Raw genomic sequence first — 18,529 nt, 5'->3', positions numbered from 1 at the left:
CCCTCACTCCACCTCCAGCAGCAGGATCCTGTCGTCACCCGCCTCGGGGGTGCCGCGCGTGTCGGTCTCGCTGGTGACCAGCCACAGCCGGTTCCCGCCCGCCGCCGCCACCGTGCGCAGCCGGCCGTGGGCGCCCTCCAGGAACGCCTGGGGCGCCGCCGACGCCTTCTCGCCCGCCAGCGGGATCCGCCACAGCCGCTCGCCGCGCAGCCCCGCCATCCACACCGAGCCCCGCGCGACGGCGATGCCGCTCGGTGAGGCGTCGGCCACCGGCCACTGGGCGACCGGGTCGGTGAAGCCGCCCCCGCCGCCCCTGCCCTCGGCCTCGGGCCAGCCGTAGTTGCCGCCCGGTCTGATCAGGTTCAGTTCGTCCCAGGTGTTCTGCCCGAACTCGGCCGCCCACAGCCGCTTGCCGGCGTCCCACGCGAGGCCCTGCACGTTGCGGTGGCCGTACGAGTACACGACCGAGTCGGCCTCCGGGTTCCCGTGCACGGGCTGCCCGTCCGGGGTCATCCGCAGGATCTTGCCGCCCAGCGACGCCCTGTCCTGCGCCAGTCCCGTGTCGCCCGTCTCGCCGGTGCCCGCGTACAGCATGCCGTCCGGGCCGAACGCGATCCGGCCGCCGTTGTGGACGACGCCCTTGGGGATGTTCCGCAGGACCGTGTCGGGCGCGCCCAGCTGCTGCCCGGCCGGCCGGCTCTCGTCGTACAGCATGCGGGCGATGCGGTTGTCGGACTCGGTGGTGAAGTACGCGTAGAGCAGGTGGTCCTCGGCGAACTTCGGGGACAGCGCCAGGCCGAGCAGGCCGCCCTCCCCGCCGGGCGCCACGCCCGGCACCTCGCCGAGCACCGTCAGTTCCCCGCTCTCGGCGTCCACGCGCGTGACGGTCCCCTCGTCGCGCGAGGAGACCAGCAGGTCGCCGCCGGGGAGCGCGGCCAGTCCCCACGGCGACCTCAGTCCCCGGGCGACCGTGGAGACGACGCGCACGGAGCCCTCGGCGGGCGGCGCGGAGGGCGAGGGGGAGGGCGTGGCGGACGCCGGGGCGGACGCGGCGGAGCGGGCCGGCGATCCGGTCGCGGGACCCGCCGGGCCGTTGCCCCCGCCCGCCGCGCACCCGGTCGCCAGCAGCAGAGCGGCAGCGGCCGACACGGCCGTCACAGCAGGACGTTGCACGGTTCTTCGTTCCTTCCCCGGCGGCGAAGTGGAGCCCGTCGCGCCCAGCCTAGGCGTTCCCGGCCCGCCGTTTCGGCCCGCGGTCCGGGCGCCTCAGTCCCACTCAGTCCCAGGAGCCCCGCGCCGGCGGGAGCGCCGAGATCTCCGCCAGGTCCCGCGCGGTCAGCGCCAGGGCGGCCGCGCGCGCGTTCTCCACCGCCCAGCACTCCCGCTTCGTCCCCGGCACCGGGACGACGTGCCGGCCCTGCGCCAGCGTCCACGCCAGCGCCACCTGCGCCGGGGTCACTCCGGCGGCCGCGCCGCCGTGCCGCTCGGCGACCCGGCGCAACCCGGCGACCAACGGCTGGTTCGCGGCCATCATCTCGGCGGTGAACCGCGGGTGCCGGGCCCGCGGGTCGTCCGGTTCGAACCCGCCGCCCGGGGTGAGCGTCCCCGTCAGGAAGCCGTTGCCCAGCGGCATCGCCGCGAGGAACCCCACACCGCGCGCCGCGCACCACGGCAGCAGCCGCGCCAGTGCCTCCGGCGACCACACGGACAGCTCCGCCTGCACGGTGCTCACCGGGAACACCTGCTGGACGCGCTCCAGTCGGCGAATCGTTCCGTCGTACAAGTCGCGCGAGCCCCCGCGCCGCGCGCCGTGCGCGCCCACCGCGCACCACCCCAGCGCGCGCACCTTCCCGGCGGTCACCAGCTCCGCCATGGCGCCCCAGGTCTCCTCGACCGGCACCTCCGGGTCGGCCCGGTGCAGCTGGTACAGGTCGATCACGTCCGTCTGGAGCCGCCGCAGCGACGCGTCGCACGCCCGGCGCACGTACGAGGGGCGCCCGTTGGCCACGATGTGCCCGTCGCCCACCAGCAGCCCGCACTTGGTCGCGACGAACGCGTCCGCGCGCCGCTGCCTCAGCACCCGCCCCAGCAGCAGCTCGTTGGTGAACGGCCCGTACATGTCGGCGGTGTCGAGCAGGCTCACCCCCGTGTCGAGCGCGGCGTGCACGGCGCGCAGCGAGCGGTCGCCGCGCTGCTGGGAGGTGCTGTACGCCCAGCTCATCGGCATGCAGCCGAGGCCGACCGCCCCCACGTCGAGCCCGGTCGCCCCGAGTGTCCTGCGCTCCAACTCCCCGTACCTCCCTGTGCAGCCCACCAAAACTAACCAATGGCGGGCCGTTTCCTTCGCTTAGCCTCCTGGCATGACTGCTGCTGACGTGACCGCCGATGTGTGGCTGCCCCTCCCCGCCGACGAGATCGAGGGCCTCCCGGACCCGACCGAGGCCGGGTTCGCCTACCGCTTCTGGGACGGCGGCGCCGACTTCCCGGCCGATCCGGCCGACTGCGCCTTCTACGTCGTGCCGTACATGAAGGGCATGGAGGTCGCGGTGCGCCCGCTCGCCGCGATGACCTCGCTGCGGGTCGTCCAGACCCTGTCCGCCGGCGTCGACCACGTGACGCCGGGCCTCTCCGACGTGCCGTCCGGCGTGGCGCTGTGCAACGCCAGGGGCGTCCACGAGGCGAGCACCGCGGAGCTGGCCCTGGCGCTGGTGCTGGCGTCGCTGCGCGGCATCCCCGGTTTCGTCCGGGGCCAGGACCGGGAGGAGTGGCGGGCCGGCTTCTTCCCGGCGCTCGCCGACAAGTCCGTGCTGATCGTCGGGTACGGCTCGATCGGCGCGGCCGTCGAGGACCGGCTCGCGCCCTTCGAATGCGCGCGGATCACGCGCGTCGCGCGCTCCGCCCGCACCACTGCGCGCGGTCCCGTGCACGCACTCACCGATCTGCGCGCCCTCCTCCCCGAAGCCGACGTGGTGATCGTCTCCACCCCGCTCACCGAGGACACCCACCACCTCGTCGACGCCGCCTTCCTGTCCCGCATGAAGGACGGCGCGCTGCTCGTCAACGTCGCCCGCGGCCCCGTCGTGGACACCAAGGCCCTCCTCGCGGAGGTCGAGAGCGGCCGCGTCACCGCCGCCCTCGACGTCACCGACCCCGAGCCGCTGCCGGCCGGGCACCCGCTCTGGCACGCGCCGGGCGTGCTGATCAGCCCTCATGTGGGCGGCTCCACCTCGGCGTTCATGCCCCGCGCCAAGCGGCTGATCGCCGAGCAGCTCACCCGGTTCGCGGCCGGGGAGCCACTGCGCAACGTCGTCCTGACCACCGGCTAGATCACGCCGTGCGGCACGCTCCCCGCGCCCCTGTCACCGGTCCGTACCCGGGGCATGTTCCGCCCGCCCGCCCCGCCGGAACGTACCGGGTGCGCTTTGCCCGCTGCCGGTACGTCCGGACCGATACGATCCGGAGCGATTCGAGTGCAGTGCGTATGTATAACCGGCTTGATCGTCACGCAGCGTATAAAGGCCCTGTCGCTGCGTGACGATCCTGGTGTATCGTCACGACTTGGGGGCACGTCGGGCATGTGAACCGGCACCGGGGAAGACGTGATGCCGACGTGATTGCCGATCAGAATCCGAGGGGGGCGACGGGCGATGCGCGGTCGATGCAGCGACGATCCGAAGCGACGGGGCGGCCGGACCTTCCGGGCCGGACCCCTTCCGACCGAAAGATTCCGGACGAAGATCCTCCGGATGGGGGCGCTCCGGTGAGCGCCCCGGGCCTCGTCGCCGACCGCGGGTCGGTGGCCGGAGGTGCACCCTGCGGTCCTCCCGACAAGGACACGGGCGGCGCGGGCGGCACGGGCGGCACGAGGGGGCAACTGCTCCTCGCCCTCCTCTGCGGCGGCTACGCGACGGGCGCGCTGTTCGGCTGGGGCTCCGAGGAACTGGCACTGATCATGGGCGACTTCGGACTGAGCGCCGCCGCCCTGGTCGCCGCGGTCTCCTGCCTCCGCTACGCCCGCACCCACGGCAGCCCCTTCCGCCCGGCCTGGCTGCTGTTCGCGCTGTCCTCCGCCATGGCCGCCTGTGGCAACGCCGTCTGGGGGTGGTACGAGGTGGTGCTCGACCGGACCGTGCCCGACCCGTCGCTCGCCGACCTGTTCTTCCTGCTCTTCGCGCCGCCGGCGATCGTCGGGCTGCTCGTCCTCGCCAAGCGCCCCGTCACCCGCGCCAGGTGGGTCTGCCTCGTGCTGGACTCCTGGCTGATCGCCGGCTCGCTGCTCACGCTGTCCTGGAGCCTCGCCCTGGCGCACACGGCGCGCTTCGACGGCGAGAGCGTCGCCCGCGCGGCCCTCTCCCTCGCCTATCCGCTGCTTGACATCGTTCTCGTGAGCATGCTCCTCGCCCTGCACTTCCGCCGCACCCGGGGCAACCGCTCGGCGGTCCACACCGCCGTCGCCGCCCTGGCCCTCACCGTGCTGTGCGACGCCCTGTTCACGTCCCCGCTGCTGAGGGACGCGTACCGCTCGGGGCAGCTCCTCGACGCCGGCTGGTTCGCGGGCTCCCTGCTCCTCGCGTACGCCCCCTGGCGCGCGCGCGGGGCGGCCGGGTCGCCGCCCCCCGAGCGCGGGGAGCCGCAGTGCCCTCCCGGCCGCCCCCTCACCAGCTCGCTCGCCGCGCTCACGCCGTACCTCGCGGCCGGTGTCTGCACCCTCAGCATCCTGTACTTCTTCGTCGAAGGCCGCCGCGTGGACCGCTTCGTCGTCTTCACCGGCTGCACGGTCGTGCTCGCCCTGGTCGTCCGGCAGGGCATCATGCTGCTCGACAACATCGCGCTCACCCAGGAGCTGGCCCAGAAGGAGAACCACTTCCGGTCCCTGGTCCAGGGGTCCAGCGACGTCATCATGATCGCCGCCCCCAGCGGCGTCCTCCACTACGTCAGTCCCGCCGCGTCCGGCGTGTACGGACGGGACGCCGACGAGCTGGTGGGCACGGAGCTGTCCGCGCTCATCCACCCCGACGACCTCGGCGGCGTCGTCCACGAGGTGCGCAGGTTCCTCGCCGCCCCGCCGTCCGAGGAGCCCACCACGCGCATCGAGTGCCGCTTCAGGTCCGGCACGGGCGAGTGGCTCAACGTCGAGTCCACCGTCAACCGCCACCAGGGCGGTCTGATCCTCAACAGCCGGGACGTCACCGAGCGCGTCCGCCTCCAGGCCCAGCTCCAGCACAACGCCGAGCACGACCCGCTCACCGACCTGCCCAACCGCGCGCTGTTCACCCAGCGCGTCCGCCAGGCCCTCGGCGGCCGCCGCTCCGGCGACTCCGGCACGGCGGTGCTCTTCATCGACCTCGACGGCTTCAAGGGCGTCAACGACCGCCTCGGCCACCAGGCCGGCGACGAGCTGCTGATCCAGGCCGCCCGCCGCCTCCAGGAGTCCGTGCGGGCCGGGGACACGGCCGCCCGGCTCGGCGGCGACGAGTTCGCCGCCCTCATCGCCGGGGACTCCGGCCACGACCCCGCCGCCCGCGAGTTCCAGGTCCACGAGATCGCCGACCGGCTCCGCCTCACGCTCTCCCAGCCCTACCGGGTCGAGGGCACCGAGGTCCGCGTCGCCGCGTCCATCGGCGTCGCCTTCGCCGAGCCCGGCATCAGCGCCGGCGACCTCCTGCGCAACGCCGACCTGGCCATGTACCGCGCCAAGGCCGGCGGCAAGAACCGCGTCGAGCTGTACGCGCCCCAGATGCAGGCCGAGGTCGTCCGCCGCACGGAGCTGACCACCCGGCTGCGCACCGCGCTGCACGACGGCGACTTCGTCCTCCTCCACCAGCCCGTCGTGGAGCTGGCCACGGGGCGGGTCGCCGCCGTCGCCGCGCAGCCCCGCTGGCGCTCCGCCCAGGGCATCCTGTTCACCCCCGCGGAGTTCCTCCGGGTCGCGGACGACGCCGGGGAGCGCACCGCCGAGCTCGGCCGCTGGATGCTGGAGGAGGCCGTCGAGCAGGCCGCCGAACGCCACCACCAGGGCCACCACGTCCCCGTCTGCGTCCGCGTGCCCGCCCGCCGCCTCCTCGACCGGTCCATGCCGCTCGGCACGGTCGAGGCGCTGCTGACCCGGCACGGCCTGCCCGCCGGCGCCCTCGTCGTCGAACTGGCCGACAGCGACCCGCGGCTCTCCTTCGACGAACTGGAACAGCGCCTCGTCTCCCTGCGGCGGCTCGGCGTGCGCATCGCCCTCGACGGCTTCGGCAGCGGGTACGCCGCGATCAACGCCCTCCGCAGGCTCCCCGTCGACATCCTGCGGCTGGACCGGGGCCTGGTGGAAGGCGTGGTCGAGTCCGCCAGACTCCGCAAGATCACCGGCGGGCTGCTCAGGATCGCCGGCGACCTCGGCCTCCGGTCCGTGGCCGAAGGCGTCGACGGACCGGAGCAGGTCCTCGCCCTGCGCTCCATGGGCTGCACGCACGCGCAGGGGACGGCCTTCTCCGGGCCGCTCGACGAGCACCGACTCCGCCGGGCCCTGGTGGGCGACGCCTTCCCGGTCTCCGGCAAGGTGCCCCTGCCCGTCCTCAGCGGCGGGGTCCCCGCGCAGGCGCTCCCGGCCCGCTCGCTCCCCCCGATGTGCTCACATCGTGAGACGCGTGTCCCACCCACTTGACACTGACGGTGCGCCGGGTGGAGGGTCAGAGCCATGCGCACCCGAATTCTCGTACTTGGAAAGCGCGTCGGCTGAGCAGGTCCCTCACGGCCCTGCGGACTCCCACCGGCGCGCTCCCCTCGCTTGCCTCACGGCACGAGGGGTTTTTTGTTGCATCGATATCTCGTGACACACCCTGACAGACACTGACAGACCCGCCGAAAAACTCTCGTCAAAACCCTCAGCTTCGAGAAGAGATTGCCGATGACCGAGCAGGCCACCGGGGCCCACCACCCGCAGCCACGGCCCCGTTCCGGCGGACAGCCCTCCGCCACCGTTGAGCACGTCACGGGCGCCCAGTCCCTCATCCGCTCTCTCGAGGAAGTCGGGGCCGAGACGGTGTTCGGCATTCCCGGCGGCGCGATCCTGCCCGCGTACGACCCGATGATGGACTCCACCCGGGTCCGCCACATCCTGGTCCGCCACGAGCAGGGCGCCGGCCACGCCGCGACCGGCTACGCCCAGGCCACCGGCAGGGTCGGCGTCTGCATGGCCACCTCCGGCCCCGGCGCCACCAACCTGGTCACCCCGATCGCCGACGCCCACATGGACTCCGTCCCGCTCGTCGCGATCACCGGCCAGGTCGCCTCCAAGGCGATCGGCACCGACGCCTTCCAGGAAGCCGACATCTGCGGCATCACCATGCCGATCACCAAGCACAACTTCCTGGTCACCCGCGCGGAGGACATCCCGAGGACCATCGCCGAGGCCTTCTACATCGCCTCCACCGGCCGCCCCGGCCCCGTCCTCGTCGACATCGCCAAGGACGCCCTCCAGGCGAAGACCACGTTCAGCTGGCCCCCGCAGACCGACCTGCCCGGCTACCGCCCGGTCACCAAGCCCCACGCCAAGCAGATCCGCGAGGCCGCCAAGCTGATCACCTCCGCCAAGCGCCCCGTCCTGTACGTCGGCGGCGGCGTCCTGAAGGCCGGCGCCACCGCCGAACTGAAGGTCCTCGCCGAGCTGACCGGCGCCCCCGTCACCACCACGCTGATGGCCCTCGGCGCCTTCCCCGACACGCACCCGCAGCACGTCGGCATGCCCGGCATGCACGGCGCCGTCACCGCCGTCACCGCCCTGCAGAAGGCCGACCTGATCGTCGCGCTGGGCGCCCGCTTCGACGACCGCGTCACCGGCAGGCTGGACAGTTTCGCCCCGTACGCCAAGATCGTCCACGCCGACATCGACCCGGCCGAGATCGGCAAGAACCGCGCCGCCGACGTGCCGATCGTCGGCGACGCCCGCGAGGTCATCGCCGACCTGGTCCAGGCCGTCCAGGCGGAGCACACCGCCGGCCACACCGGCGACTACGGCGCCTGGTGGAAGGACCTCAACCGCTGGCGCGAGACCTACCCCCTCGGCTACGAGCAGCCGGAGGACGGCAGCCTCGCCCCCCAGCAGGTCATCGAGCGCATCGGCCGGCTGGCCCCCAAGGGCACCATCTTCGCGGCCGGCGTCGGCCAGCACCAGATGTGGGCCGCCCACTTCATCGACTACGAGGAGCCGGCCACCTGGCTCAACTCCGGCGGCGCCGGGACCATGGGCTACGCCGTCCCGGCCGCCATGGGCGCCAAGGCCGGGGCCCCGGACCGCACCGTCTGGGCCATCGACGGCGACGGCTGCTTCCAGATGACCAACCAGGAACTGGTCACCTGCGCGCTGAACAACATCCCGATCAAGGTCGCCATCATCAACAACGGCGCCCTCGGCATGGTCCGCCAGTGGCAGACGCTGTTCTACAACCAGCGCTACTCCAACACCGTCCTGCACTCCGGCCCGGACGCCTCCGGCAAGGAGGCCGGCGCCGGCACCCGCGTCCCGGACTTCGTGAAGCTGTCCGAGGCGATGGGCTGCGTCGCGCTGCGCTGCGAGCGCCCCGAGGACCTGGACCGGGTCATCGCCGAGGCCAACGCCATCAACGACCGCCCCGTCGTCATCGACTTCATCGTCCACGAGGACGCCCAGGTGTGGCCCATGGTCGCCGCCGGCACCTCCAACGACGAGGTCATGGCCGCCCGCGGCGTCCGCCCCGACTTCGGCGACAGCGAAGACGACTGAGAGAGAGCTGAGTCAAGAAACCATGTCCAAGCACACGCTCTCCGTCCTGGTGGAGAACACCCCCGGCATCCTGGCCCGGATCGCCGCCCTCTTCTCCCGCCGCGGCTTCAACATCGACTCGCTCGCCGTCGGCGTCACCGAACACCCCGACATCTCCCGCATCACCATCGTGGTCAATGTCGAGGACCTGCCGCTGGAGCAGGTGACCAAGCAGCTCAACAAGCTGGTCAACGTCCTGAAGATCGTCGAACTCGAGCCCAGCGCCGCGATCCAGCGCGAGCTCGTCCTGGTGAAGGTCCGCGCCGACAACGAGACCCGCTCCCAGGTCGTCGAGATCGTCCAGCTGTTCCGCGCCAAGACCGTCGACGTCTCGCCCGAGGCGGTGACCATCGAGGCCACCGGATCGAGTGACAAGCTCGAAGCGATGCTGAAGATGCTGGAACAGTTCGGCATCAAGGAGCTCGTCCAGTCCGGCACGATCGCCATAGGGCGTGGTGCCCGGTCCATCACGGACCGGTCGCTGCGCGCCCTCGACCGCTCGGCGTAGTCCGCGTAGCGAGACCCCCCAACGTCCCTGTCCCTCCCCACCGTACGGTGGGACGCACCACCAGAACATCCAAGGAGAAACCCAGTGGCCGAGCTGTTCTACGACGACGACGCCGACCTGTCCATCATCCAGGGCCGCAAGGTCGCGGTGATCGGTTACGGCAGCCAGGGCCACGCCCACGCGCTGTCCCTCCGCGACTCCGGTGTCGACGTCCGCGTCGGTCTGCACGAGGGCTCCAAGTCCAAGGCGAAGGCCGAGGAGCAGGGCCTGCGCGTCGTCACCCCGGCGGAGGCCGCGGCCGAGGCCGACGTGATCATGATCCTCATCCCGGACCCGATCCAGGCGCAGGTCTACGAGGAGTCCGTCAAGGGCAACCTGAAGGACGGCGACGCGCTGTTCTTCGCCCACGGCTTCAACGTCCGCTTCGGCTTCATCAAGCCCCCGGCCGGCGTGGACGTCGCGCTGGTCGCCCCGAAGGGCCCGGGCCACCTGGTCCGCCGCCAGTACGAGGAGGGCCGCGGCGTCCCGGCGATCGCCGCCGTCGAGCAGGACGCCACCGGCAACGCCTTCGCCCTCGCCCTCTCGTACGCCAAGGCCATCGGCGGCACCCGCGCGGGCGTCATCAAGACGACCTTCACCGAGGAGACCGAGACCGACCTGTTCGGTGAGCAGGCCGTGCTCTGCGGCGGTGCCTCCGCGCTGGTCAAGGCGGGCTTCGAGACCCTGGTCGAGGCCGGCTACCAGCCGGAGATCGCCTACTTCGAGTGCCTCCACGAGCTGAAGCTGATCGTCGACCTCATGTACGAGGGCGGCCTGGAGAAGATGCGCTGGTCGGTCTCCGAGACCGCCGAGTGGGGCGACTACGTCACGGGCCCGCGCATCATCACGGACGCCACCAAGGCCGAGATGAAGAAGGTCCTCGCCGAGATCCAGGACGGCACGTTCGCCAAGAACTGGATGGACGAGTACCACGGCGGCCTGAAGAAGTACGAGGAGTACAAGACGCAGGACTCCGAGCACCTGCTGGAGACCACCGGCAAGGAGCTGCGCAAGCTCATGAGCTGGGTGGACAACGAGGAGGCCTGAGCCCCCTCGGCGGCGGGGCCGGGCGATGCGCCCGGCCCCGCCGCCGTCCGCGCGCCCCGCCCCGCCCCGCCCGTCGGGAGCTTGTCCACGGCGTCCAGCCTCGTGTGAGTGATCCTGCCTACGAGGCGCAGAAAACGGTTCTCGGCGCCACTACACTGCACAGCAATACGCGTCAGGCCCACAGCGTCGTGCGTCTTCCACGCGGCAAGCCCCCCTCCACCGCCTGCGGCCGTCGGGACGGCCGTCCGCACTGGACTTGTGAGGACCTCACGTGAGCTCGAAACCCGTCGTACTCATCGCTGAAGAGCTGTCGCCCGCCACCGTCGACGCCCTCGGCCCCGACTTCGAGATCCGGCACTGCAACGGCGCGAACCGCGAGGAGCTGCTCCCCGCCATCGCCGACGTCGACGCGATCCTGATCCGCTCCGCCACCAAGGTCGACGCCGAGGCCATCGCCGCCGCGAACAGGCTGAAGGTCGTCGCCCGCGCCGGCGTGGGCCTGGACAACGTCGACGTCTCCGCCGCCACCAAGGCCGGCGTGATGGTCGTCAACGCCCCGACGTCCAACATCGTCACCGCCGCCGAGCTCGCCTGCGGCCTGCTGGTCGCCACGGCCCGCAACATCCCGCAGGCCAACACCGCCCTGAAGAACGGCGAGTGGAAGCGCAGCAAGTACACCGGCGTCGAGCTGAGCGAGAAGACCCTCGGCGTCGTCGGCCTCGGCCGCATCGGCGTCCTGGTCGCCCAGCGCATGTCCGCCTTCGGCATGAAGGTCGTCGCCTACGACCCGTACGTCCAGCCGGCCCGCGCCGCGCAGATGGGCGTCAAGCTGCTCTCCCTGGACGAGCTGCTGGAGGTCTCCGACTTCATCACCGTCCACCTGCCGAAGACGCCCGAGACGATCGGCCTCATCGGCGACGAGGCGCTGCACAAGGTCAAGCCGACCGTCCGCGTCGTCAACGCCGCGCGCGGCGGCATCGTCGACGAGGAGGCGCTGTACTCGGCGCTGAAGGAGGGCCGTGTCGCCGGCGCCGGCCTCGACGTGTACGCGAAGGAGCCCTGCACGGACTCCCCGCTGTTCGAGCTCGACCAGGTCGTCTGCACCCCGCACCTCGGCGCGTCCACGGACGAGGCGCAGGAGAAGGCCGGCATCGCCGTCGCCCGCTCGGTGCGCCTCGCCCTCGCCGGCGAGCTGGTCCCCGACGCGGTGAACGTCCAGGGCGGTGTCATCGCCGAGGACGTCAAGCCGGGCCTGCCGCTGGCCGAGCGCCTCGGCCGGATCTTCACGGCGCTGGCCGGCGAGGTCGCGGTCCGCCTCGACGTCGAGGTGTACGGCGAGATCACCCAGCACGACGTGAAGGTGCTGGAGCTGTCCGCCCTCAAGGGCGTCTTCGAGGACGTCGTCGACGAGACCGTCTCGTACGTGAACGCCCCGCTGTTCGCGCAGGAGCGCGGCGTCGAGGTGCGGCTCACCACGAGCAGCGAGTCCCCCGACCACCGCAACGTCCTCACCGTCCGGGGCACGCTCGGCGGCGGCGAGGAGATCGCCGTGTCCGGCACGCTGGTCGGCCCCAAGCACCTCCAGAAGATCGTCGCCGTCGGCGACTACGACGTGGACCTCGCCCTCGCCGACCACATGGTCGTCCTGCGCTACGAGGACCGCCCGGGCGTCGTCGGCACGGTCGGCCGCATCCTCGGCGAGGCCGGCCTGAACATCGCCGGCATGCAGGTCTCCCGCGCCGAGGAGGGCGGCGAGGCGCTGGCGGTCCTGACCGTCGACGACACGGTGCCGCAGCCGGTCCTCACGGAGCTGGCCGAAGAGGTGGGAGCCACCTCCGTCCGCTCCGTCAACCTGGTCTGACGGACCCCCGCACCACCCGGCGCCCCCGCCCGCACCCCGTGCGCGCGGGGGCGCCGCGCGTCGGCCGCCCCGCGGGTCACCGCCCGCGCCGCGCCGCCTCCGCGGGGCCGGCGGCGCCGACCGCTCCGGTACCGGCCCGGGCCGCGCCGCGCGGCACCGCCACCACCCCCAGCAGCGCCACCGCCGCCAGGGCCGGCCCGTACCAGCCCGTCCCCACCAGGGCGCCCGCCGGGGCGCCGCCCACCAGCACCACCAGACCGGCCAGCGACGACATCGCCCCCGTGTACAGCCCCAGCCGCCGCGCGTCCACCAGGTCGGGCAGCCAGGCCCGCACGGCCGGGGACACCAGCATCTGACCCACCGACAGCAGCACCACGAACACCACCGCCGGCCACAGGCCGCCCGCGTCCCGCAGCGCCCCGCCCGCCGCGAACGCCGCCGCGACCACGACCAGGCCGAGCCGGACCGACGCACCCCAGGACAGCCGCCGCGCGGCCCACCGCTCCAGCGGCAGCTGCCCCGCCACCACGAGCGCCGACGACAGCGCGAACAGCCAGCCGAGCGCCGCCTGCGAGCCCGTCACCCGGTCCAGTTCGGCGGGCAGCGCCAGGTACAGCTGGTTGTACGCCAGCAGGTACGCCGCGTACGCGGCCGTCAGCGCCAGGAAGCGGCGGTGGCGCAGCACCCCGCCCAACCCGTGCGCCCCGTCCGGCCCGGGTGCCGCGCGCCCCCGGCCGGCCGTGCCCGCCCTGCGGGGCATCAGCCGCGCGTGCCCGGCCAGGACCAGCAGGAAGACCACCGCCCCCGCCCGGCACGCCATCCGGAAGTCGCCCGCCAGCAGCACCGCGCCCAGCGCCGGCCCGAGCAGCGCGCCGGCCTGGCCCGCCGCGGAGAACCGGGCCGGCAGCCGGGTGCGCGGCAGGCCCGTGGCCTCCTCCAGGCGCACCGCCTCCCGCGCCACCTCCGACTCGACGGCCGGCGAGAACAGGGCCGCGGCGAAGCCGACCAGGACCACCGCGGCGACCACCGCCCCCACCGACTGGGCCCACGCGAGCCACGCGAAGCCCGCCACGCGCAGCGCGCACCCCGCCAGCACCACCGGGCGCGGCCCGAACCGGTCGGTCAGCGCGCCGCCCACCACGAACAGCCCCTGCTGGCTGAAGGTCCGCAGGCCCAGGACGAGACCGACCATCCAGCCGCCCAGCCCCAGGGTGCCGCCCAGGTGGCCGGCCAGGTAGGGCAGTACGGCGAAGAAGCCGGTGTTGAACGCGAACTGGCTGCCGATCAGCAGCCGGGCGAGGGCGCTCACGAGACCCGCACCAGGCGGCCGTCCCGCATCTCGGCCGTACGGTCGGCGAAGTGCCGTACCAGCGCCATGTCGTGGCAGATGAACAGGTAGCCCAGCCCCAGGGTCTCCTGGAGCTCCGCCAGCAGGTTCAGCACGCCCGCCCGGACGCTCGGGTCGAGGGCGGACACCGGCTCGTCGAGCACCAGCAGCCGCGGTTCGCTCGCCAGGGCGCGGGCGATGCCGGCGCGCTGGCACTGGCCGCCCGACAGTTCGTGCGGGCGCCGCAGGCCGTGCGCGGCGTCGAGGCCGACCCGCGCCAGCAGTTCGGCGACCCGCGCCGGTCCGGTCGCCGCGTCCCAGCGGCCCTGGACGCGCAGCGGCTCGGCGACCGCGTCGCGGATGCGCTGCCGGGGGCTGAGCGAGCCGTACGGGTCCTGGAACACCGGCTGCATCGCGGGCCGCAGCGCCCGCAGGTCCCGTTCCGGCAGCCGGGTCAGTTCGCGTCCCTCGAACCGCACCTCGCCGCCGTCGGGGCGGCGCAGCAGCAGCGCGGCCGCCGCCGTGGACGACTTGCCGCAGCCGGACGGGCCCACCAGCGCCAGCGTCTCGCCGGCGCGCACCTCGAACGACACGTGGTCCACGGCGAGCGCCGCCCCGTACCGGACGACCAGGTCGCGCACCTCCAGCAGGGCGTTCACACCGCCTCCCGGAACAGCTCGCCGAGGGCGCCGGGCAGGTCGGCCGAACGGTGGCAGGAGACCTCCCGGCGCTCCGCCGCCGCACCCACGCGGCGCGGTCCGGGCACGTCGGCGCGGCAGCGGTCCTCGGCCAGCGGGCAGCGCGGCGCGAACGCGCACCCGACGGCCGGCTCGCCGGGCGCTGGCGGCACCCCGCCGATCGCGGGCAGCCGCCGGCCCCGGCCGGGGACCGGCGCGGCGGGCGGGAGGGAGGCGAGGAGCCCGGCCGTGTACGGGGCGCGGGGGTGGTCGAGGACGGGCGCCGCCGGGCCCGACTCGGCGTGCCGGCCCGCGTACAGGACGAGGACGCGGTCGGCGTGGTCGCGGACGGCCGCCAGGTCGTGGGTGACCAGGACGAGCGCCGCGCCGGTCTCCTCCTGCCGTTCGGCCAGCAGGCGCAGCACCTGGTCGCGCAGGTCCGGGTCGAGGGCGGTGGTGGGCTCGTCGGCGACGACGAGGTCGGGGTCGCCGGCCGTCGCCAGCGCGACGACGGCCCGCTGGCGCATGCCGCCGGACAGCTCGTGCGGGTACGCGCCGCAGCGGGCGGCGGGGACGCCGACCCGGTCCAGCGCCGCGGCGGCGCGGGCGCGCGCCTCGCGGCGGGAGACGCCGCGCAGGGACCGCACGGCGGCGGCGATCTGGTCGCCGACCGGGTGCACGGGGGAGAGGGCGGACAGCGCGTCCTGCGGGACGAGGGCGACGCGCCGGCCCCACAGCGCGGCGAGCGTGCGGGGCTTCGCGCCGACCAGTTCCGTCCCGCCGCGCAGCCGTACGGTGCCCCGCACCACGGCGTCGCGCGGCACCAGGCCGAGCAGCGCCCGCGCGGTCAGGGACTTCCCGGCGCCGGACTCCCCGGCCAGCGCGAGGACCTCCCCGGCGTGGACGTCGAAGGACAGGCCGCGCACGGCCTCGGCGCCGTCGAAGGAGATCCGCAGGTCGCGGACGGACAGGAGCGGTTCGTCAGCGGACACGGGACGGGACCTTCCGGGCGGTGCGGGCGGTGCGGGCGGCGCGAGTGGTGCGGGCGGAGGCGCCGTACGCGGCGGCGGACACGGCCAGGGCGGCGAGCACGGCCAGGGCGGCGGCGGGCGCGAGGGCCGCCCAGGGGGCCCGCTCCACGTACGCGCGCGACTCGTCGAGCAGCAGCCCCCACTCGGGCGCGGGCGGCTGCGCGCCCAGGCCGAGGAACCCCAGCGAGGCGAGCGCCAGGGCCGTGCCGGGCAGCCGCAGCAGGGCGTGCCGGGCCACCGGGCCCGCCACGGACGGCAGGACGTGCCGGGTCAGCACCCACCACGGCCCGGCGCCGATCGCCCGCTGGGCCGACAGGAACCGGGACGCCCGCACCTCCTGCACCAGCGCGGCGGCGTGCGCGGCGAGCGGCGGCCAGGAGACCAGCGCCACGGCGAGGGCCGCCCCGCCGGTGCCCGGCCCGTACGCCGCCGCGACGAGGATGCCGACGATCACCGGCGGCAGCGCGTTGGCGATGTCGGAGACGCCGGCGGCGACGTTCGGCACGAACCCCAGGGCCAGGGCCGGCAGGAAGCCGAGCGCGCACACCGCGGCGGCCGTGCCGACCGTCGCCGCCGCGCCGTGCCCGAGGCGGGCCAGCACGTCCCGGCCGAGGCCGTCGGTGCCGAGGGGGTGCGAGGACGACGGCGGGGCGAGCCGGGTGGCGGTGTCCACCGCGTACGGGTCGCGCAGCAGGCCCCAGCCGATCATCCCGAGCAGCAGGACGGCCAGCACCACCGGGACGGCCGGCCCGACCCGCGGCGGGCGCGGCGCGGGCAGCGTCAGCCCCGCGTCGCGCAGGCCGGGCCCGAGCAGCCGGTGCCGCACGAGCGCCGCCGCGCCGCCCACGAGGAGGCCGAGCAGCAGCAGCGCCAGCACGGCGCCCTGGAGCAGCGGCAGGTCCTGCGACCGGGCCGCGCCCAGCGCCGTACGGCCGATGCCCGGCACGGCGAAGATCGTCTCGACGGCGACCGCGCCCCCCGTCAGGCCCACGACGACCAGCCCGAACTGCGGGACCAGCGGGGGCAGGACGCGTCGCAGCGCACCGCCCGCGACGCGCGCCCGGGTGACGCCCGCGGCCCGCCACAGCTCGGCCCACCGCTCGTCGAGGACGGCGGGCAGCGCGTCGGCGGCGAGCCGCCCCAGCAGCCCGCCCGCCGGGACGCCCAGCGCGACGGCGGGCAGCACCAGGTGGACCGGGCCCTTCCAGCCCGCCGTCGGGAACCAGCCGAGCCACACCCCGCCGACGACGAGGAGCACCGTCGCGAGGAGGAACTCCGGTACGGCGGCGAGCATCGCGGCGACCATCCCGGAGGTGCCCCGGCCGCGCACCAGCACGGGCGCGACGAGGGCGGCGGCGACGGCCAGTGCCACGGCGAGCGCGGCGCCCATGAGGCCGAGCGACACCTGGAGGCCCGCGGTGACGGACGGCAGGACGTCGGTACCGGAGACCCACGAGGTGCCGAGGTCGCCGCGGAGCAGACCGGAGGCCCGGTCGGCGAGGAGCGCGACCGGACCCGCGTCCAGCCCGAGGTCGGCGCGGATCGCGGCGAGCGCCTCGGGGGTGGGCTCCTGCTCGGCGGACCGGGCGCGCAGGACGGTCAGGGCGGGGTCGCGGCCGGAGTACCAGGGCAGCAGGCCGACGCCGGCGAACACGGCGGCGAGCGCGAGGGCCCGCGTCGCCCCGGCCCGGACGCCCGCGGAGGCGGGGGCCCTCACTTGACGTACGTGTCGGGCGTGACGAGCAGGCGCTCGCGCGGGTCGTGCGCGACGCCCGCGACCGCGGCGGCGTCGCCCTGGACGACCCGCTCGTGGAGGAGCGGGACGGCGGCGTCGGTGGCGAGGACGGCGGCCTCCGCCGCCATCACGGCCTTGCGGCGGGCGGTGCCGGCCGGGGCGGCGGCGGCCCGGTCGAGCGCGGCGTCGACGGCGGGGTCGGCGAGCTGGGAGAGGTTGAAGGAGCCGCGGGAGGCGAAGTCGCTGTAGAGGTACGCGGCGGGGTCGCCGGAGTCCAGGACGGTCGCGCGGGACAGCAGGAACGCGTCGAACGCGCCGGCCAGGGCGTCCGCCTCGATGGCGGCGTACTCGCGCACCTCCAGCCGCACGTCGAAGCCGGCCTTGCGCAGCTGCTGCTGGAGGGTCTGGGCGACCTCGGGCAGTTCCGCGCGGTCGGTGAAGGTGCCGATGGTGACGGTGGCGCCCCGCGGGGCGGCGGCGGGGGTGTCCCGGCGGGGCGTGCGCAGGCCGTCCGCCCAGGTGACGGCGGGGCCGAGCAGCCCCTCGGCGACGTCGGCGCGGCCCTCGTACACGCCCTTCACGATCGACTCGGCGTCGAGGGCGCGGCGGGCGGCGGCCCGCAGCGCGGGGTTCCGGAAGGGACCCTTGGAGGTGTTGAGGTAGAGGGTGTTGGTGCGCGGCATGGGGACCTCGGTGACGAGGTCGGGGTCGAGGAGGGCGGCCTGCGAGACGGGGACGGCCTCGACGATGTCGGCCTCCCCGGTGCGCAGCGCGGCGGCGCGGGCGGTGCCGTCGGGGACGAACACGACGTCGATGCCGGGGGCCTTGGCCCTGCCGCCCCAGTAGCCGTCGTAGCGGTCGAGGGAGGCGGAGGAGGTGCCGTCGACCTCGGTGAGGCGGAAGGCGCCGGTGCCGGTGCCGACGGGGTCGACGGTCTTCCCCCGGTACGCCCTGGCGGACAGGATCGACAGCTGCGGGGAGCTGAGCCGCTGCGGGACCAGCGGGTCGGGGGCGGCGGTGGTGACGGTGACGGTCTTCCCGGAGGCGGTCACGGTGAGGTCGACGCCGTCGAGGATGCGCGGCTTGGGGGCGGCGGTCGCGGCGCGGGTGAGGGAGCGGACGACGTCCCGCGCGGTGAGCGGCGTGCCGTCGTGGAAGGTGACGCCGTCGCGGACGGTGAAGGTCCAGGCGGCGCCGCGCTGCTTCCAGGAGGTGGCGAGGGCGGGGCGGGCGTCGCCGTCCGCGTCGAGGGTGACGAGGGTCTCGGCGGTCGACCAGCGGGACAGCTTGAACGCGTCGTCGGAGAGCGGGGACAGCCCGGAGCGGGGCGGGTTCATCATCGCCACGCGTATCCGCTTCCCGCCGTCCGCCGCGTCGCCGCCGCCGGGGGCGGCGAAGCACCCGGCGAGCAGGAGGGACGCCGAGACGAGCGCGGCGGCGGGCAGGAGACGGCGGCGGACAGGCTGGTGGCGCACGGGAGCACCCTTCCGGGCAGGGGGACGGTCGCGGTGCCCGGACG

13 protein-coding genes are annotated in these 18,529 nt (G+C 74.6%); 6 read left to right on the top strand and 7 right to left on the bottom strand.

Features of this window, described 5'->3' with window-relative positions; genetic code table 11:
- Nucleotides 1-3: 3 nt before the first annotated feature.
- Together IE106_RS28185 and IE106_RS28180 are read right to left on the bottom strand one after the other, a co-directional pair.
- Nucleotides 4-1,173: a PQQ-dependent sugar dehydrogenase gene (locus IE106_RS28185; protein ID WP_373295999.1), complete on the bottom strand. Its 1,170-nt coding sequence runs from the start codon at nt 1,171-1,173 to the stop codon at nt 4-6.
- Nucleotides 1,174-1,276: 103 nt separating this feature from the next.
- Nucleotides 1,277-2,287 (bottom strand): aldo/keto reductase, encoded by a 1,011-nt coding sequence (locus tag IE106_RS28180; protein WP_189538062.1) that lies wholly within the window; start codon nt 2,285-2,287, stop codon nt 1,277-1,279.
- A gap of 73 nt (nt 2,288-2,360) precedes the next feature.
- Here IE106_RS28180 and IE106_RS28175 point away from each other — a divergent pair, with 73 nt between their 5' ends.
- The 6 genes from IE106_RS28175 to serA all read left to right on the top strand — a co-directional run bounded on the left by IE106_RS28175 (nt 2,361) and on the right by serA (nt 12,240).
- Nucleotides 2,361-3,326: a 2-hydroxyacid dehydrogenase gene (locus tag IE106_RS28175; protein WP_189538061.1), complete on the top strand. Its 966-nt coding sequence runs from the start codon at nt 2,361-2,363 to the stop codon at nt 3,324-3,326.
- Between the two features lie 434 nt (nt 3,327-3,760).
- Nucleotides 3,761-6,649, top strand: a complete 2,889-nt coding sequence (locus tag IE106_RS28170; protein WP_189538060.1) for a putative bifunctional diguanylate cyclase/phosphodiesterase — start codon at nt 3,761-3,763, stop codon at nt 6,647-6,649.
- Between the two features lie 243 nt (nt 6,650-6,892).
- Entirely contained in the window at nt 6,893-8,746 is a 1,854-nt protein-coding gene (locus tag IE106_RS28165) for an acetolactate synthase large subunit (protein ID WP_189538059.1), read from the top strand.
- Between the two features lie 22 nt (nt 8,747-8,768).
- Complete coding sequence (ilvN, locus tag IE106_RS28160; RefSeq protein WP_189538058.1) at nt 8,769-9,293, top strand: acetolactate synthase small subunit; 525 nt, start codon at nt 8,769-8,771, stop codon at nt 9,291-9,293.
- A gap of 84 nt (nt 9,294-9,377) precedes the next feature.
- Nucleotides 9,378-10,379, top strand: a complete 1,002-nt coding sequence (gene ilvC / locus IE106_RS28155; protein ID WP_189538057.1) for a ketol-acid reductoisomerase — start codon at nt 9,378-9,380, stop codon at nt 10,377-10,379.
- A gap of 271 nt (nt 10,380-10,650) precedes the next feature.
- Nucleotides 10,651-12,240: a phosphoglycerate dehydrogenase gene (serA, locus tag IE106_RS28150; protein WP_189538056.1), complete on the top strand. Its 1,590-nt coding sequence runs from the start codon at nt 10,651-10,653 to the stop codon at nt 12,238-12,240.
- Between the two features lie 76 nt (nt 12,241-12,316).
- Here serA and IE106_RS28145 read toward each other — a convergent pair whose 3' ends face one another.
- The 5 genes from IE106_RS28145 to IE106_RS28125 are packed head-to-tail and all read right to left on the bottom strand — an operon-like array spanning nt 12,317 to nt 18,485.
- A complete protein-coding gene (locus IE106_RS28145; protein WP_229840867.1) occupies nt 12,317-13,549 on the bottom strand; it encodes an MFS transporter in 1,233 nt (410 codons plus the stop codon).
- Nucleotides 13,546-14,226, bottom strand: coding sequence for an ATP-binding cassette domain-containing protein (locus IE106_RS28140; RefSeq protein WP_189538055.1), 681 nt, complete (start codon nt 14,224-14,226; stop codon nt 13,546-13,548). Before IE106_RS28140 ends, IE106_RS28145 begins: the two co-directional genes overlap by 4 nt.
- Nucleotides 14,223-15,236: an ABC transporter ATP-binding protein gene (locus IE106_RS28135; protein ID WP_189538054.1), complete on the bottom strand. Its 1,014-nt coding sequence runs from the start codon at nt 15,234-15,236 to the stop codon at nt 14,223-14,225. Before IE106_RS28135 ends, IE106_RS28140 begins: the two co-directional genes overlap by 4 nt.
- Nucleotides 15,226-16,992 (bottom strand): ABC transporter permease subunit, encoded by a 1,767-nt coding sequence (locus tag IE106_RS28130; RefSeq protein WP_189538053.1) that lies wholly within the window; start codon nt 16,990-16,992, stop codon nt 15,226-15,228. The genes IE106_RS28135 and IE106_RS28130 overlap by 11 nt, the downstream gene beginning before the upstream one ends.
- On the bottom strand, nt 16,989-18,485 hold the full coding sequence (locus IE106_RS28125; protein WP_229840866.1) for an ABC transporter substrate-binding protein: 1,497 nt from the start codon (nt 18,483-18,485) through the stop codon (nt 16,989-16,991). The genes IE106_RS28130 and IE106_RS28125 overlap by 4 nt, the downstream gene beginning before the upstream one ends.
- Nucleotides 18,486-18,529 lie beyond the last annotated feature (44 nt).

This window comes from Streptomyces roseolilacinus (assembly GCF_014649335.1).
Lineage (GTDB): Bacteria > Actinomycetota > Actinomycetes > Streptomycetales > Streptomycetaceae > Streptomyces > Streptomyces roseolilacinus.
Note: the sequence above shows the minus strand (reverse complement) of the source record. Positions and strands in the feature narration are given on the sequence as shown.

Excerpts from the sequence above, each read along its gene's own strand:
- IE106_RS28175 (WP_189538061.1), top strand. The coding sequence starts at position 2,361 with ATGACTGCTGCTGACGTGACCGCCGATGTGTGGCTGCCCCTCCCCGCC.
- IE106_RS28165 (WP_189538059.1), top strand. The coding sequence starts at position 6,893 with ATGACCGAGCAGGCCACCGGGGCCCACCACCCGCAGCCACGGCCCCGT.
- ilvN (WP_189538058.1), top strand. The coding sequence starts at position 8,769 with ATGTCCAAGCACACGCTCTCCGTCCTGGTGGAGAACACCCCCGGCATC.